The sequence below is a fragment of the Nonomuraea deserti genome, from assembly GCF_004348685.1.
In the GTDB taxonomy this organism is placed as follows: domain Bacteria; phylum Actinomycetota; class Actinomycetes; order Streptosporangiales; family Streptosporangiaceae; genus Nonomuraea; species Nonomuraea deserti.
This window is the reverse complement of record NZ_SMKO01000021.1, coordinates 62,361-77,325: the sequence shown is the minus strand read 5'-3', so window position 1 is coordinate 77,325 and position 14,965 is coordinate 62,361. Positions and strand designations below refer to the sequence as shown.

General features: G+C 70.4%; 14 protein-coding genes. 10 read left to right on the top strand and 4 right to left on the bottom strand.

All coding sequences use genetic code 11. From position 1 onward, the window contains the following. Positions 1-352: FAD-dependent monooxygenase (locus E1292_RS11830; protein WP_220446775.1), on the bottom strand; the 352-nt coding region annotated here is incomplete at its 3' end. A gap of 19 nt (positions 353-371) precedes the next feature. Further along, on the bottom strand, positions 372-2,027 hold the full coding sequence (locus E1292_RS11825) for a serine hydrolase (RefSeq protein WP_132594961.1): 1,656 nt from the start codon (positions 2,025-2,027) through the stop codon (positions 372-374). A gap of 209 nt (positions 2,028-2,236) precedes the next feature. On the opposite strand from E1292_RS11825, the gene E1292_RS11820 reads away from it, so the two are divergent. From E1292_RS11820 to E1292_RS11810, 3 genes are read left to right on the top strand one after another with little or no spacing between them, the layout of a single operon-like run. Continuing rightward, on the top strand, positions 2,237-3,202 hold the full coding sequence (locus tag E1292_RS11820) for a helix-turn-helix domain-containing protein (RefSeq protein WP_132594985.1): 966 nt from the start codon (positions 2,237-2,239) through the stop codon (positions 3,200-3,202). 36 nt (positions 3,203-3,238) lie between these two features. Further along, positions 3,239-4,759 (top strand): N-acyl homoserine lactonase family protein, encoded by a 1,521-nt coding sequence (locus tag E1292_RS11815; RefSeq protein ID WP_132594959.1) that lies wholly within the window; start codon positions 3,239-3,241, stop codon positions 4,757-4,759. Next, positions 4,756-5,439 carry a TetR/AcrR family transcriptional regulator gene (locus tag E1292_RS11810; protein WP_220446774.1) on the top strand — a complete coding sequence of 228 codons (684 nt, stop codon included), beginning with the start codon at positions 4,756-4,758 and terminating at the stop codon, positions 5,437-5,439. The genes E1292_RS11815 and E1292_RS11810 overlap by 4 nt, the downstream gene beginning before the upstream one ends. Here E1292_RS11810 and E1292_RS11805 read toward each other — a convergent pair. Further along, positions 5,424-7,817, bottom strand: a complete 2,394-nt coding sequence (locus E1292_RS11805) for an ATP-binding cassette domain-containing protein (protein WP_181958213.1) — start codon at positions 7,815-7,817, stop codon at positions 5,424-5,426. The two genes, E1292_RS11810 and E1292_RS11805, sit on opposite strands and share 16 nt — an antisense overlap. A 411-nt stretch (positions 7,818-8,228) precedes the next feature. On the opposite strand from E1292_RS11805, the gene E1292_RS11800 reads away from it, so the two are divergent. The 7 genes from E1292_RS11800 to E1292_RS11770 all read left to right on the top strand — a co-directional run bounded on the left by E1292_RS11800 (position 8,229) and on the right by E1292_RS11770 (position 13,764). After that, the gene (locus E1292_RS11800) at positions 8,229-8,600 is read left to right on the top strand and encodes a DoxX family protein (RefSeq protein ID WP_132594955.1); all 372 of its coding nucleotides are present in this window, start codon (positions 8,229-8,231) and stop codon (positions 8,598-8,600) included. Positions 8,601-8,735: 135 nt separating this feature from the next. Next, the gene (locus E1292_RS11795) at positions 8,736-9,170 is read left to right on the top strand and encodes an ester cyclase (protein ID WP_132594953.1); all 435 of its coding nucleotides are present in this window, start codon (positions 8,736-8,738) and stop codon (positions 9,168-9,170) included. A gap of 92 nt (positions 9,171-9,262) precedes the next feature. Then, positions 9,263-10,291, top strand: coding sequence for a hypothetical protein (locus E1292_RS11790; RefSeq protein ID WP_132594951.1), 1,029 nt, complete (start codon positions 9,263-9,265; stop codon positions 10,289-10,291). A gap of 77 nt (positions 10,292-10,368) precedes the next feature. Next, positions 10,369-10,947, top strand: a complete 579-nt coding sequence (locus tag E1292_RS11785) for a TetR/AcrR family transcriptional regulator (protein WP_132594949.1) — start codon at positions 10,369-10,371, stop codon at positions 10,945-10,947. Between the two features lie 131 nt (positions 10,948-11,078). Next, the gene (locus E1292_RS11780) at positions 11,079-12,152 is read left to right on the top strand and encodes a TetR/AcrR family transcriptional regulator (protein ID WP_132594947.1); all 1,074 of its coding nucleotides are present in this window, start codon (positions 11,079-11,081) and stop codon (positions 12,150-12,152) included. 113 nt (positions 12,153-12,265) lie between these two features. After that, positions 12,266-12,604, top strand: coding sequence for a YciI family protein (locus E1292_RS11775; protein ID WP_132594945.1), 339 nt, complete (start codon positions 12,266-12,268; stop codon positions 12,602-12,604). 2 nt (positions 12,605-12,606) lie between these two features. Then, positions 12,607-13,764: an RNA polymerase sigma factor gene (locus E1292_RS11770; RefSeq protein WP_165974484.1), complete on the top strand. Its 1,158-nt coding sequence runs from the start codon at positions 12,607-12,609 to the stop codon at positions 13,762-13,764. A gap of 136 nt (positions 13,765-13,900) precedes the next feature. On the opposite strand, the gene E1292_RS11765 is transcribed toward E1292_RS11770, so the two are convergent. Continuing rightward, entirely contained in the window at positions 13,901-14,821 is a 921-nt protein-coding gene (locus tag E1292_RS11765) for an aminoglycoside phosphotransferase family protein (protein ID WP_132594943.1), read from the bottom strand. Positions 14,822-14,965: the final 144 nt, after the last annotated feature.

Genomic DNA, 14,965 nt, shown 5'->3' with positions numbered 1-14,965 from the left:
CCGCTCCCATGCCAGCGGTCGGCGGGGTGGCATGCACGGCATCACCCAAAGCGGTGATGCGACCGGCGGGCCAGGGAGCGAGGTCCCTCACGCGTGAGGAGGCGGCGTTGAAGCGGAACGCGGCGATGCTGCCGGGATCGGCCTTGACGATGACCTCGAGGGGGCGTTCTCGCCATCCTTGGCGGCGGAATCTGGCCAGTAACGCATCCCGCAACTCCTCCCCGCGAAGTCCGCGTATAGAGTCGGTCTCGGCGGACTTGGGAAACATGGCGCAGATGTGTGATCGCCGCCTCCGGCCCGCCTTTCGACTAGCGCCTTCGCGGGTCACGGCTCCGGCGACGTCGATCGCCATCCGGCTGTGCGAGGGGCGGCTATCTCGTCGGGAGGCCGACCGCGTTGGCCGCGTCGGCCTCGAAGTAGTCGGTCGTGGCGAAGGCGCCGGTGTGCTCCTCGAGGAAGTTCCTGACGTCGTCGATCGAGTCATGCACGATGACGTTGACCGCCTTGGTCCCGTCGGTGCTCGACACCGCCAGCGTCCACCTGGCGCCCTGGGGAAGCCGGCCGTACGCCTTCTTCAGGGAATCCCAGAAACCGTTGCTGTCGGAAACCGTGGAAACCGCCATGACGGGCACCGTGCCGCCTTCCTCACGCGCTCTCGGATTCACTCGGCAATTGGTGTGAAGATATTGTGCGGCGCCGTTCTCGAAGTCGTAGATCGCGACGGTCTGAGGGTCCTCCAACGGATCGTCCGAAGGCATCAGGAAATGGGTCTCGCTGATCTGGAGCAGCTCGTGGTCGAGCTGTTCCGGCCTGTCGAGGAGTTGCGCCTCCATGGGGTTCAGGGAGAATCTGAGGTGCAGCCTCCCGTCCTCGGCCACCACCTCGTAGCGGGTGCCGGGGCGCTCGTAGGAGCCTTCGTACCTGGACAGATCGAGGGCCAGGGTGGGGTCGGGCTCCGGCAGGTCGGGGATCGTGGCCGCGCCGAGGTCGGCCAGGATCTCGTTGAACACCCTCCGGTAGAAACCGTCGCGTGGCCCGGCGTTCGCCAGCATCGAGACGGCGATGTTCGATTCAGGCAGGATGCGCAGGCGGGCGCTCTGGCTGACCGCGCTGCCGTCGTGGGCGTAGACGGTCTGCCCGTACCAGTCGCACACGATGAGGCCGAGTGCCCATTCCGGCCCGAACATGTACGGGTCAGGTATGGGGACCCGCGACTCCGTCATCTCGCGAATGATGCCGGGGGAGACGATTCCGGTCCCGTTCGGCGCCTTTCCTTCATTGAGGAAGACGTACGCCATCGTGAGCAAATCCGAGGCCGTCGTGCTGACGTTGCCTCCGGGGCCGAAGGAGCGTGGCAGGTGACCCAGCGGTGAAAGGACGGCGCCCTCTTCAAGTGATCGGACCAGGTGCCCGGTCGCGGCCCGGTCCTGGTGCACGTGCTCGCGCCGGCTGCTCGTGGAGGTCAGTCCCATGGGGTCGAACAGGCGATCCTTCATGATGTCGTCCCACCGCTTGCCGTCGATCACCTCCATGACGCGGGCGAGGATCGCGTAGCCCAGGGCCGCGCTGTAGCCGTGAGTGTGGCCCAAGGGGTGGACCTGGCGTGCACCGGCGATGTTGCGCACCATGCGCTCGTACACGTCGTCGTCCTCGCCCGGATCTCCGTAGTCCTCCTCGATGCCGTGGGTGTGGTTGAGGAGATGGCGGGGTGTGACCCTGGCGCTGACGTCGGGGTCGGCCACCCGGAAATCAGGGAGGTAGGTCCGCACCGGCTCGTCCAGAGCGACTTTCCCCTCGTCGACGAGTTGCATGAAGGCGAGGGCGGTCCACGTCTTGGACACGGAGCCGCACTGGTAGATGGTGCCGGACGTCGCGGGATCCCGCGTGATGATGCTCTTGACGCCGACGGCGAAGTCGGTGATCTCCCCGCCGTGGAGGACGCCGATCGCGGCGCTCGGGATCCGGTATTCAGCCAGCAGTTCGGCGACGCGAGCTCGAATGCTGGTCACGTCCAACGCTTGTGCCATAAGGGGTTCCTCGTTACTCCTGAGTGTTTCAAAGCAGGGAAAGGCTACGTTGCCTTTCATAACTCGTCAACGAATATCGTCGTTGTAGCTGGCCTTTTTGGAGAATCGTTGCAACAGACTTGCCGGTAAATGCAATCCACGCCGAGCCTCGTTGCAATGTACTGTTGGTGAACGCACCCGTGGACCCGAACCGACAGGAGGGCGAGCCGATGCCCGGAGGCAGGCTGACCCATGAGGATCGCAGGCAGATCGCGATCTGGATGGCCGAAGGGCTGGGATACGCCGAGATCGCCAGGCGTCTGGGCAGGCCGACGTCCACCATCAGCCGCGAGGTGGCACGTAACAGCGCGCCAGGCGGCTACCTGGCCGACGGCGCCCAGCAGGCCGCCGGGCAGCGCGCCCGCCGCCGCAGGACGGTGCAGGCCGCGGGACCGCCGGCCGAGCCCGTGCACGGTTTCGTGGAGCGGTTGGCGACGCTGCTGGCCGGGACCGGCCTTCCCCGGATGCCCGCTCGCGTGTTCGTCTGCCTGCTCACCTCCGAGTCCGGCAGCCTGACCTCCGCCGAGCTCGTCCGCCGGCTACAGGTCAGCCCGGCGTCGGTGTCGAAGGCCATCGGCTATCTCGAGGCGATGGAGCTGGTCAAGCGCGCGCAGGATTCCGGCCGCCGCGAGCGCTACGTCATCGACGACGACGTCTGGCTCCAGGCGTTCAGAGCCGACACCGGAGCGCACGCCGCGGTCGCGGCGGCCGCGCGGCACGGGATCGAGATCTTCGGCGCCGGCTCGCCCGTCGGCGCCCGGCTGGGCGAGATGGCGCGGTTCTTCGCCTGGATCAGCGAGCAGATGAACGGCACCGGCCCCACCGGCGCCGTCGTTCGCGACGCGCTGACGGTGGTGGCCGCGCTGGTGTACGCCGCCCGGCCGCTCACCGTGGACGACCTCGCCACGGCACTGGACTGGCCCGTCCGGCGGGCAGCCGACGCCCTGGACGCGATCAGCCGCCATCCGGTGCTGTCCGACCCGCTCGCCGTGGAGCAGCGCGGGCGCGGCGCGTACGCCGTCACCCCGAGGGCGGACCGCCTGAGCTCCGCGCAACGCGACGCGGTCAGTGCCGGCCGGGCGCCCCTGGCGGAGGGGCTGCGGGCGGGGGGCGATCGCGGCGGGCCTATTATGTAAACGCATCCGTATGCGTTTGCGAAATGAGGTGGCCGGATGCCGAAGATTCTCGGCAAGATCGGGTTGCTCGTTCCCGCCCTCATGGCGGGCGCGGCCTGGCTGGTGGTCCTGCGGTTGAAAAGCGTGCCGGTGCCGCTGCTGGTGGTCTATGGGCTGCTGCTGGCCGGATCGGTGGTCGGGCTGCTGTGGCCCGGTGTGCTCGGCCGGCGGTCCACGCGGCGCCGGGTGCTGGCGTACCTCGGGGTTCCGGCCGGTCTGTGCACGCTGGGGCTCTACCTCGCGGTCGTGTACTACGTCACCGACCTGCCGGTGCTGCTGGCCCTCGCCGCCGCGGGCTGCCTGGTATGGGCGGCGGCCGCCCTCCTGCGCGGACGCCGGAGCGCGGGCGGCTCGGACGCCCGGCAGACCAGACGCGCCTTCCTGCTGGGCGGTGCCGGGCTGGTGCTGGGCGTGCTGAGCGGGCTGTCGGTCAGCCGGGTGGAACGGCAGCGCCGCGAGATGCTGGCCCGGCGCGAGCAACAGCGGCAGGCGGCCGTACGCGCTTCGGGCGCGCGGCGGCGGGTCGCTGACGGCGCCCTGCGGGTGTTCCCGATCCACACCGGCGACACCATCGTCACCTACGGCCAGTTCTACGGCGGCCTGGACGGCTGGGAGGGGTTGACCGGCTACGTGCGCACCCTGGTGGACAAGGCGCAGATCGCGGTGCCGGTCTACGCCTACCTCATCGACCACCCCCGGCACGGGCTCCTGCTGGTCGACACCGGCGTCAACAGGGAGCAGGCCCACGATCACGACGGGTACTACGACATGACCTCGCGCCTGCTGACCGAGCGCGACGAGTACCAAATGACACCCGAGCAGGACCTGCGGGTCCGCCTGGCCCGGCTGGGCTACGACGCCAAGGAGGTCACCACCGTGTTCCTCACCCACGTCCACGACGACCACGCGGGAGGGTTGCGCCACCTGCCCCAGGCGACGGTGGTGATGGACCGCCGCGACTGGGACCACGGCGTGCTGTATCCGCACTCCTTCGACCTGGTCAAGGAGAACCTCTCCTTCCCCGCCTTCGACTCCGGCGCCTTCGGCGCCTTCCCGGCCAGCCAGGACCACTTCGGCGACGGCAGCATCGTCCTGCTGCCCACTCCCGGCCACTCGCCCGGCCACATGTGCGTGCTGCTGCGCATGGACGAGGGCGGCGTGCTGTTCATGGGCGACACCCTCTACACGCTGCCCCACCTTGCCGTCGACCAGGTCCGCCAGATGACCATCGGCGGGGCCGACACGATCCACCAGATCGAGGCGGCCCGGCGCATCCAGAACCTGCTGGCCTCCGACGCCGGCGTCGTGCCGCTGTTCGCCCACGACAACACCCGCTACCAGTCCGACCGGGTCCTGTCCGCGTTCGCCCACGGGACGCCGGGCGAGGAAGGGCTGCGGGAGTTGCGCGCGCACATGCAGGCCGTCCTCACCCCCGGCTGGCGGCTGCGGCCCGGGCACGCTCCCCACTTCGTACCGGCGGCGTCCGGCACGGGATGGGGGCGGGTGGAGTTCCGATGACCTCTACGCGGCGCACCCGGGGCAGGCCGCGCGACCCCGAGGCAGACGAGGCGATCATGAAGGCGGCGCTGGAGTTGTTCGTGGAGCGCGGCCTGGAAGGCGCGAACTTCGAGCAGATCGCCAAGCGCGCCGGCGTGGCCAAGGTGACCGTCTACCGGCGCTGGTCGTCGAAGGAGGAGCTGCTCACCCAGGCGATCGAGCGGGCCCGCACGCTCGTCCCCGAGGCCGACATCTGGGCCAGCGCCGACGCCGCGGCGCAGCCGGCCGACGAACAGCTCATGGACTCCTGGGTACGCACCTTCGGCGACGCCCGCTTCCGGGCGATCCTCGCCCAGCTCGTCGGCTCCAGCGTCACCCGGCCGTCACTCCTGGCCACCTACCGCGAGCAGTACATCGAGCCCCGCCGCCGGATGGTCCGCGCCGCGCTCGAGCGTGCCCGCCGCGATGGCCGGCTGGACGCCGACGCCGAGATCGACACGGTGATCGACATGGTGGTGGGCGCGGCCATGTACCGCATGCTCATCGACCCGGACGCATCGACCCATCCCGCCGCCGCACGCCGATACCTGGAAGAGGTGCTCCGCCAGGCCGACCGGCTGCTGCGGCTCCCCGACGTGCCTCATCGACGGGGAGAGGGGCAAGAACCCGGCGTGCAGCGGAGCGGTCATGCGCCGACGTAGGCCGCGAGGTGTTCGCCGGTGAGGGTGGAACGGGCGGCGACGAGGTCGGCGGGGGCGCCCTCGAAGACGATCCGCCCGCCGTCGTGCCCGGCGCCGGGGCCGAGGTCGATGATCCAGTCGGCGTGCGCCATGACCGCCTGGTGGTGCTCGATGACGATGACCGACTTGCCGGCGTCGACGAGCCGGTCGAGCAGGGCGAGCAGCTGCTCGACGTCGGCGAGGTGCAGGCCCGTGGTGGGCTCGTCGAGGACGTAGACGCCGCCCTTGTCGGCCATGTGGGTGGCCAGCTTCAGCCGCTGGCGCTCGCCGCCGGACAGCGTGGTGAGCGGCTGGCCGAGGCTGAGGTAGCCGAGCCCGACGTCGGCGAGCCGGCCGAGGATGGCGTGCGCGGCGGGCGTGCGGGCCTCACCGGCGCCGAAGAACTCCTCGGCCTCGGTCACCGGCATCGCCAGCACCTCGCTGATGTCGCGCCCGCCGAGGCGGTATTCCAGCACCGACGCGTCGAACCGCCTGCCCTCGCACTCCTCGCACGTGGTGGTGACGCCGGACATCATTCCGAGGTCGGTGTAGATGACTCCGGCGCCGTTGCAGTTGGGGCAGGCGCCCTCGGAGTTGGCGCTGAACAGCGCCGGCTTGACGCCGTTGGCCTTGGCGAACGCCTTGCGGATCGGGTCGAGCAGCCCGGTGTACGTAGCCGGGTTGCTGCGCCGCGAGCCGCGGATGGGCGCCTGGTCGACCGACACGACGCCCGCGGAGGCGGGGATGGAGCCGTGGATCAGCGAGCTCTTGCCGGAGCCGGCGACGCCGGTGACCACGCAGAGCACGCCGAGCGGGATGTCGACGTCGACGTCCTGGAGGTTGTGGCGGTTCGCGCCGCGGATCTCCAGCTTGCCCTTCGGCGTGCGTACCGACGGCTTCAGCCCGGCGCGGTCGTCGAGGTGGCGGCCGGTGATGGTGTCGCCGGCCCGCAACCCGTCGACGGTGCCCTCGTAGCAGATGGTGCCGCCCGCGGTGCCGGCGCCGGGGCCGAGGTCGACGACGTGCTCGGCGATCGCGATCGTCTCCGGCTTGTGCTCGACGACGAGCACGGTGTTGCCCTTGTCGCGCAGCCGCAGCAGCAGGTTGTTCATCCGCTGGATGTCGTGGGGGTGCAGGCCGATGGTGGGCTCGTCGAAGACGTAGGTGACGTCGGTGAGCGCGGAGCCGAGGTGACGGATCATCTTGGTGCGCTGCGCCTCGCCGCCCGACAGCGTGCCCGCAGGCCGCTCGAGCGAGAGGTACCCCAGCCCGATCTCCACGAAGGATTCGAGCGTGTGCAGCAGCTTGTCCAGCAGCGGCGCGACCGACGGCTCGTCGAGGCCGCGGATCCATTCGGCCAGGTCGCTGATCTGCATCGCGCAGGCTTCCGCGATGTTGACGCCCTTGATCCGCGAGGAGCGGGCCTCCTCGGTGAGCCGGGTGCCGTCGCACTCGGGGCAGGTGGTGAAGGTGACCGCACGATCCACGAACGCCCGGATGTGCGGTTGCATGGCCTCCCTGTCCTTGGCCAGGAACGACTTCTGGATCTTCGGGATCAGGCCCTCGTACGTCAGGTTGACGCCGTCGACCTTGACCTTCACCGGCTCCTTGTACAGGAAGTCCTGCAGTTCCTTCTTGGTGTACTCGCGGATGGGCTTGTCAGGGTCGACGAAGCCGGACTCGGCGTAGACGCGTACCGTCCAGAAACTGTCGGACTTCCACCCCGGGATGGTGAACGCGCCCTCGGCGAGCGACTTGGAGTCGTCGTAGAGCTGGGTGAGATCGAGGTCGGTGACCGTGCCCCGGCCTTCGCAGCGCCCGCACATGCCGCCGATCCGCGTGTACGTCGCCTTCTGCGCCTTGCGGTTGTTGCCGCGTTCGACCGTGATCGCGCCGCTCGCCCGGACCGTGGGGACGTTGAAGGAGAAGGCCTGGGGCGAGCCGATGTGCGGCTCGCCGAGCCGGCTGTAGAGGATGCGCAGCATCGCGTGGGCGTCGGTGGCGGTGCCGACGGTGGAGCGGGGGTCGGCGCCCATCCGCTGCTGGTCGACGATGATCGCGGTGGTCAGCCCGTCGAGGACGTCGACCTCCGGCCTCGCCAGCGACGGCATGAAGCCCTGCACGAAAGTGCTGTAGGTCTCGTTGATCAGCCGCTGCGACTCCGCGGCGATCGTGCTGAACACCAGCGAGCTCTTGCCCGAGCCGGAGACGCCGGTGAACACCGTCAGCCGGCGCTTCGGGATCTCGACGCTGACGTCCTTGAGATTGTTGACGCGTGCGCCGTGCACGCGGATCACATCGTGGCTGTCGGCGGTGTGCGGCGCAGGCGACTGCGTGTCGTTCCTCGTGGTCATGCTCATCGTGTCTCCGTTCCTTGGCGGGCCGCCCCTCGCGGCCTTCGTCTGCGTCGCCTGGCTCGATCAGCCTTGAGCGTACGCGCGGTCGTCCTGCGCTTCTGCCACGCGGCGCGGGCGAGCTCGGGAGGCGTACGGGACGAAGCCCGCGTGAAGGGTGCGGCCCATGACGCTCACGTTAGGCGGGGGCCGGGGGCCGGCGCTTCTCCATTCCTGATCGGTCCGCGATCGACCCCGTGACCGCCGGCGTTCACCCTGGCCGCTCCCTGTCAGGACCGCCATGGTCCGGCACCTGTCCCGTCGGCGGCTGCTCGTTCGTCTCCACGACATGAGCGACCACCTTGCCGCCCTCCCGCGAGAGCGGCGCAGCCGTACCGGACTCGGGCCCGCCTCCACGACACCAGGTGAGACCCGTCGATGAACGTGTTCTTGTGGATCTTGCAGGTTTTCGTGGCCGTCATCTTCACCATGTCCGGCCTGGTGAAGATCGTCCAGCCGAGGGAGATGCTGATCCCCAAATATCCGTGGATGCGCGATTACTCCCCGGCGTCGGTGCGGTTCATCAGCGTGCTGGAGGTGCTCGGTGCGATCGGGCTGGTCGTGCCGGCCGCCACCGGCATCGCACCCGTCCTGACCCCGGTCGCCGGGACCGGGCTGGCGATCATGATGGCCGGGGCGATGGCCCTGCACATCCGCCGCGGAGAGCCGTCCGGACTGCCGGTGACCGGGGTCCTGTTCGTGCTCGCCGTGCTCGTCGCCTGGGGACGGTTCGGCCCCTACAGCGGGTGACCGGCACCAGCGCCTCGCTCAGCTCAACGCTCGCCTGGTCGGCCACATCTCGCTGCGAACAGCGGCGAACGGTGGCGGACGGTGGCGGACGGTGGCGAACACCAGAAAGTACTCATCGACCCGAGGAGGGATCGCATGTCGGCGACCGAAGTGGCACGTAACAAGGAAACGCTCCGGCGCTTTCATGACGCCGTCAGCACCGGCGACGCGGAGGTCATCGCCAGGACGATCGACGAGGTCGTCGACCCGGACGTGCTGATCGGCACGCCACTGCCGATAGAGGCGAAGGGGGCGCAGGCGCTGAAGGAAGTGTTCGCCGTGCTGCATCGGGCCTTTCCCGACCTTCACATCGAGATCGAGGACGTGATCGCCGAGGGGGACCGGGTCGTCACCAGGAACACGGTGACCGGCACGCATCAGGGCAAATACATGGGGCTGGCACCGACGGGCAAGTCCATCACGTACAAGGAGATCCTCATCGCCCGCTTCGCCGACGGCCGGGTCGCCGAGACCTGGGCGGTCGTCGACGTCCTCGCGCAGATGCGGCAGCTCGGCGCCATTCCGTCCTAGCGACGGCACACTCCGTGCGTCCGGCTCGGCAGGCGCGCCGGACGCACAGGTGGCACCTCCTCATCGCCGCGGCTCAGGGTTAATGTTCGAGAATGGCCTCAACCTACCGACCGTCGGGCGCGTTGGCGTTCGTGGCGGCTGCGACACTCGTCGGGACCACCGCCCCGGCATGGGTCGCGCAGGCGCACGAAGGGCCCGCGAGCGCGGCCGATCGAGTCCTTCGGGTCTACAACAACAACATCGAGAACCTGGTCACCAACAACGCCGACGGCTCGTGCACCCGGATCTCGGGCCCGGACCACCTCACATCGATGCTGGTCGACGACAGCGGCAGGACGGGCACCTCCGGCGTGCAGGCTCCCGACCTTCTGATCGTGCAACAGGTCCGCGGCACAGGACAGGCCACCGCGTACGCCGACCAGCTCGCGGCCAAGTTCGGCTACCCGGCGGGCACCTACCGAGCGATCGTGGCCTGGGACGACCCCGAGCCGTGGGGCGGCTCGCACCACTGCAGCCAGCAGTCGCTGGGCGACCTGAAGAAGAAGCAGACCAACGGGATCATCTACAACACCAGAACGCTGAGCCTGGCGGCGGGCGACATCTCGAAATACTGGAGCGCGGGCTGGCTGAAGCCCGGCACCGCGTACGCCGGCGGCGCCGGGTGCACGCTGTACAAGCCTCCCGACAACGACGACGGCGCGGCCAACACGTACAAGTGGAAGCGCACGAGCGCCATCGCGGCGAGATTCGCGATCAAGGAGACAGGGACGACGGTCTTCGCCGCGACCATGCACCTTCCGGAGCAGAACGGAGCGAATGCCTGCGCGGGTGCGGGCACCACCGGCATCGCGGACTCCGGCATCCATGTCGGCGCGGACGCCACGAGCCTGATGAACGCGTCAACGATCCGGGTGATCGGCATCGACGCGAACCGCACGAACATCGCCTCCTCGACGCTGAGCGGGTTCGGCATGACCGGCTACGGAGCGCGATCGACCATGGGCTCCCGTAAGATCGACTACCTGTTCGTCAAGGGCGCCGTGCAGCCGTCGAGCATCGATCACACGGTGAGCGGTACGAAGTCCAACCACCTGGCGCTGTACGGATTCATCACCTACTGAGCGACGGCATCGCCTCGACCGGTGGCGTCGGCCGATGAAAGTGAGCCGTCAAACAAGGGTGGAGTACAGTGCGGGGCATGGGCAACGGCGGGCTGCGCGAACGCAAGAAAGCCAGGACCAGGGAGGCGATTCTGCGGGAAGCGTTCAGGCTCTTCCGCGAGCGCGGCTACAACGCCACCACCATCGATCAGATCGCCGAAGCCGCCGAGGTCTCGCCCGCTACCTTCTTCCGTTATTTCCCGACGAAGGAGGATCTGGTCACGCTCGATCGGTTCCCGCCCCTCATCGAGGCTCTTCAGGTGCAGCCGCCGGGTCCGCCGGTCACCGTGCTGCGCGGGGCGTTCCGTACGGCGTTCGACTCGATGACGGCCGAAGAGATCGTCGCGGGGCACGCGCGGGAGGTGTTCGCGGCGACCGTGCCCGAACTGGTGGCCGCCAACCTGCGCAAGAGCCCCGGTCTGCTGCGGGAGACGTCCGAGATCCTGGCGGTCAAGGCGGGATGCGACGACGGCGACCCCCGGCTGCGCAACGCCATGGGCGCGGTGTTCGGGATCGTGACCCTGATCTGGCTCCAGTGGGCGCACGATCCCGGCATGGACGGACCCGCCGAGGTCGACCGGGCGCTCGCGCACCTGGAGTCAGGCCTGACGCTGTGAGTCGTTCCCGCGTTCGGTGGTGGTAGCGGCACGGCTCGCGCGCCCCTGCCGCCGTACGGCCGCGGCGTCCAGATGGTGAAACCATCCGGATGTTGTATCTTACGCCGCATGATTCGAGCGGAGGGTTCCCGATGGCCAGGCTGACCCGGGCGCAGCAGCAGGAACGCACGCGCGCCGCCGTACTGGCCGCGGCGAGGGAGGAGTTCGCCGAGCACGGATACTCCGACGCCAAGGTCGACCGGATCGCGGCGCGGGCCGAGCTGACCCGGGGCGCGGTCTACTCGAACTTCCCGAGCAAGCGCGCCCTCTACCTGGCGGTCCTGGTCGACTCGGTCGAACACGTGGGTGAGGCGGCATCGTCCCCCGCCCCCGACGAGGCGGCGGCCGCCTTCGCCCGGGTCTGGCTCGAACGGCTGCCGTGGTCCGGCGAGACGCCCGCCGGGGGAAGCCTGCAGTCGCGCTCGCTGGACGGCGTCTTCGACGACGAACCGGGCCGTACGTCGATGGCGCAGGTCACCAAGCTGGAAGCCCTCCTGCTCGCACTCTGCCTGGAGTCACGCACGCCGCGGGGCACGAGGCGGGTGCGCCTGGCCGAGCTCGTCCTCACCCTGCTGAACGGCGCCGGCCACCTCGCGGGCACGGCTCCCGGGTTCGGCGACCCCTTCGACGTGGCGCGCGCCTGCGGGCACCTGGCCCACCTCGACCTCGCCGACACGTGGGACCCGCCGCACCTGCCCTTCGTCGCCCCCGCTCAGCGCGCCCAGGACCCCTGGCATCCGCCCGCGGAGCTGCCTGACCTCCTCACCGGCCGCCCGGCGGGGTTCGACGGCGACGGCGTGATCGTGTTCCTCGGGACCGGCCGGCTCGACGCCGCCGAGGAGGCCGTCCGCGCCGCCCGTCCCGGCGACCGGGTCACCGTGGCCGTGACGACGGGCGATCCCGCCGAGCTGGGGCGGCTCGTCCGGCTCAGGATCGGTGACCTGGCCGGGTGCCTGCGCCGCGTGTTCGCGCCGGACGACCGGCCCCGCCTTCGCGTCGTCCTCGACCACCGGGCCGCGGTCGCCACGGCCGCAGCGATCCCCGAAACGGGCGACGCCACCGAGTGCGCGGTGCGCGTCGAGGCCGGCACGATCGTCGCCCGGGCCTGCGGGCGCGGCGCCGCGTACGCCGTGGCGTCCATGACGCGTTCGGGCCAGGCGGGATGACCGGGTCGGCGGCCGACGTGGCGCCGTGCTGAAATGAGAAAAGTGCCGACGGTGTCCCTTGCGCGGGTGCTCGTTCGTCGTTCGGGTGAGAGCTTCTCGCCCCGGAGGTTGTGATGCAGTACGCCCTGATGATCTACGGTGAGCCCGGCTACATCGAGGCGCTGTCGGACGAGGAACGGGAGGCGGCGTACGCGGACTATTTCGCGTTCGCCGAAGATGAGCGGTGTGTCAGCGCCGCGCAGTTGCAGCCCGCGGAGACGGCGACCTGCGTGCGGGTGGCCGGTGGCCGGACGCTGATGACCGACGGGCCGTTCGCCGACACCAAGGAGGTGCTCGGCGGCTTCTGCCTGGTCGAGGCCGCCGACCTGGACGAGGCGATCGAGTTGGCGGCGCGTATCCCGGCGGCCAGGTTCGGCGGCATGGTGGAGGTCAGACCGGTGATGCGATTCTGACCGTGCTGGAGGAGGTGTTCAGGGAGCAGTGGGGCCGGGTGCTGGCCTCGCTGGTCGGGTTCCTGGGTGACTTCGACCGGGCCGAGGAAGCCGCGCAGGAGGCGTTCGCGATCGCGGCGCAACGCTGGCTCACGTCGGGTGAGCCGGACAATCCGGGTGCATGGCTGGTGACGACGGCCCGTAACCGGGCGATCGACCGGATCCGCCGGGAGCGCACCCTGGCCGACAAGCTCCACCTGCTGCCGGCGCCGGAGGCCACCGTGGACGAGTTCGACGACACACTCATCAAGGACGAACGGCTCGAGCTGATCTTTACCTGCTGCCACCCGGCGCTGCCGCTGGAAGGGCAGGTGGCGCTCACGTTACGGACGCTCGGAGGCCTGCAGACCGCCGAGATCGCCCGGGCCTTCCTGGTCTCGGAGGAGACCATGAAGCGCCGACTGACCCGCGCCAAGAACAAGATCAGGGCGACCGGCATCCCGTTCGCGGTCCCCGGCGCGCATCTGCTGCCCGAGCGCGTCGACGCGGTGCTCGCCGTCATCTACCTGATCTACAACGAGGGCTACCGCGGCCGGGTCGACCTCGGCGCCGAGGCCATCCGTCTGGGACACGTACTCGCCACTCTCATGCCGGGGGAGCCGGAAGTCCACGGGCTGCTCGCGCTGATGATGATCCACCACGCCCGGCGGCGGGCCCGGTTCTCCGGCGAGGACCTCGTCCTGCTTAACGATCAGGACCGCTCGTTGTGGGACATGCGCCAGATCACGGCGGGACGGGCGGTCCTCGACCGAGGGCTCGCGCTTGGCGGGCGCGGCGCCTACGTCGTCCAGGCCGTGATCGCCTCGCTGCAGGCGCGCGAGCGCATCGACTGGCCGCGGGTCGCCGCGATGTACCGGCGGCTGGCCAACCTGACCGGCTCGCCGGTGGTCGAGCTCAACCACGCCGTGGCCATCGCCCAAGCCGGCGACCCCGCCGCGGCCCTGCACGCCGTCGACCGCCTCGACCTGGACGGCTACCTCTACTTCCACTCCACCCGCGGCGAGCTCCTACGGCGGCTCGGTCGCGACGCCGAAGCCCGGACCGCCTACCGCCGCGCCCTCGAACTCGCCACCTCCACCCCCGAGCAGCGGTTCCTGGCCCGAAGGCTCCAGCAACTCTGACCCGGGCGGCTCAGGCCGGCTTTCTGCGTACGGAAACCCCGCGCCGATCCCGGACGGCGGCCGGTCACGGCTCAGCAGTCAGAGGTCCGAGGCCGGGCGCGGCGGGTACGGGGGCCGGCCGTGGGGGAGCGATCGATCAGGGATGAGCCGTCGCGGTGAGGCGCCGCAGTGCGGCGTGGGCGGGCGGGCCCCACGTGGGCTTGCCGCCGGGGCGGCCGCGGACGCCGGCTTCTCCGATGAGGATGCCGGCCAGGGCCTGCCCCGCCGCCAGTCCGCGGGCGCGGCGCAGGGTCGCGGCGTCCGGGGCCGGCCGGTAGGCGGCATGGAAGCGGTCGGCGGCGCCGTCCGGCAGCAGGGTCCACGCGGCGGCGAGGTCGAAGGCCGGGTCGCCGGCGCAGAGGTCGCCGAAGTCGATCACGCCGCAGAGGGTGCCGTCCGCGGTGAGGACGTTGGCCGGATGCAGGTCGCTGTGGAGCCATAGTGCCGGGCCTGCCCAGCCGGGCGCGGCGGCGGCGTCGTCCCAGACCGCGCGGACGGCGTCCGGGTCGGGAATCAGCCCCAGCTCGGCGGCCGAGGCGAGCTGCTTGGCGAAACCCTCCGAGTGGCCGGCCAGCGGCCCTCCGCGGTTGAAGCGACCGGCGGGCGCCTGCTCGGGGGCGGGTTGGTGCAGAGCCGTCAGGAAGGCGGCCAGGACGTCGGCCGCCTCCGCGGCGCGCGTGACGGGGGCGCGGTCGGCAGGCTCGCCCGGCACCCAGGTGGTGACGATCCAGGGACGCGGGAACCGCGCTGAGGGCTCGCCGAGGCGCTGCGGGACGGGAACCGGCAGAGGAAGGCGCGGGGCGAGGGCGGGCAGCCAGGTGTGCTCATTACGGAGCAGTACGTCCGCGGACTGCGTCGCCCAGGGCAGCCGGACGGCGAGGTCGTCGCCGAGCCGCCACAGCTGGTTGTCCCAGCCCCGCGCGCCGAGCCGCACGGGGAGATCTGCCAGATCGGGGTGCTGGTCGCGCAGCAGCTCCCGGACGAACTCCGCGGTGATCTCGATCTCGGTGTGGGTCATGCGAGGCAACACTAGCCGGAAGCCTCGCGCGCCGGGCCCGCTCATCCCGGGCCCGGCGTCTCGGCGTACGGATCAGCCGCGCCGGCCGGTTCGGCGGCGGCACCGGGGGCGGAAGCGGTTGCCGCGGCGAAGGCCAGGGCAGCG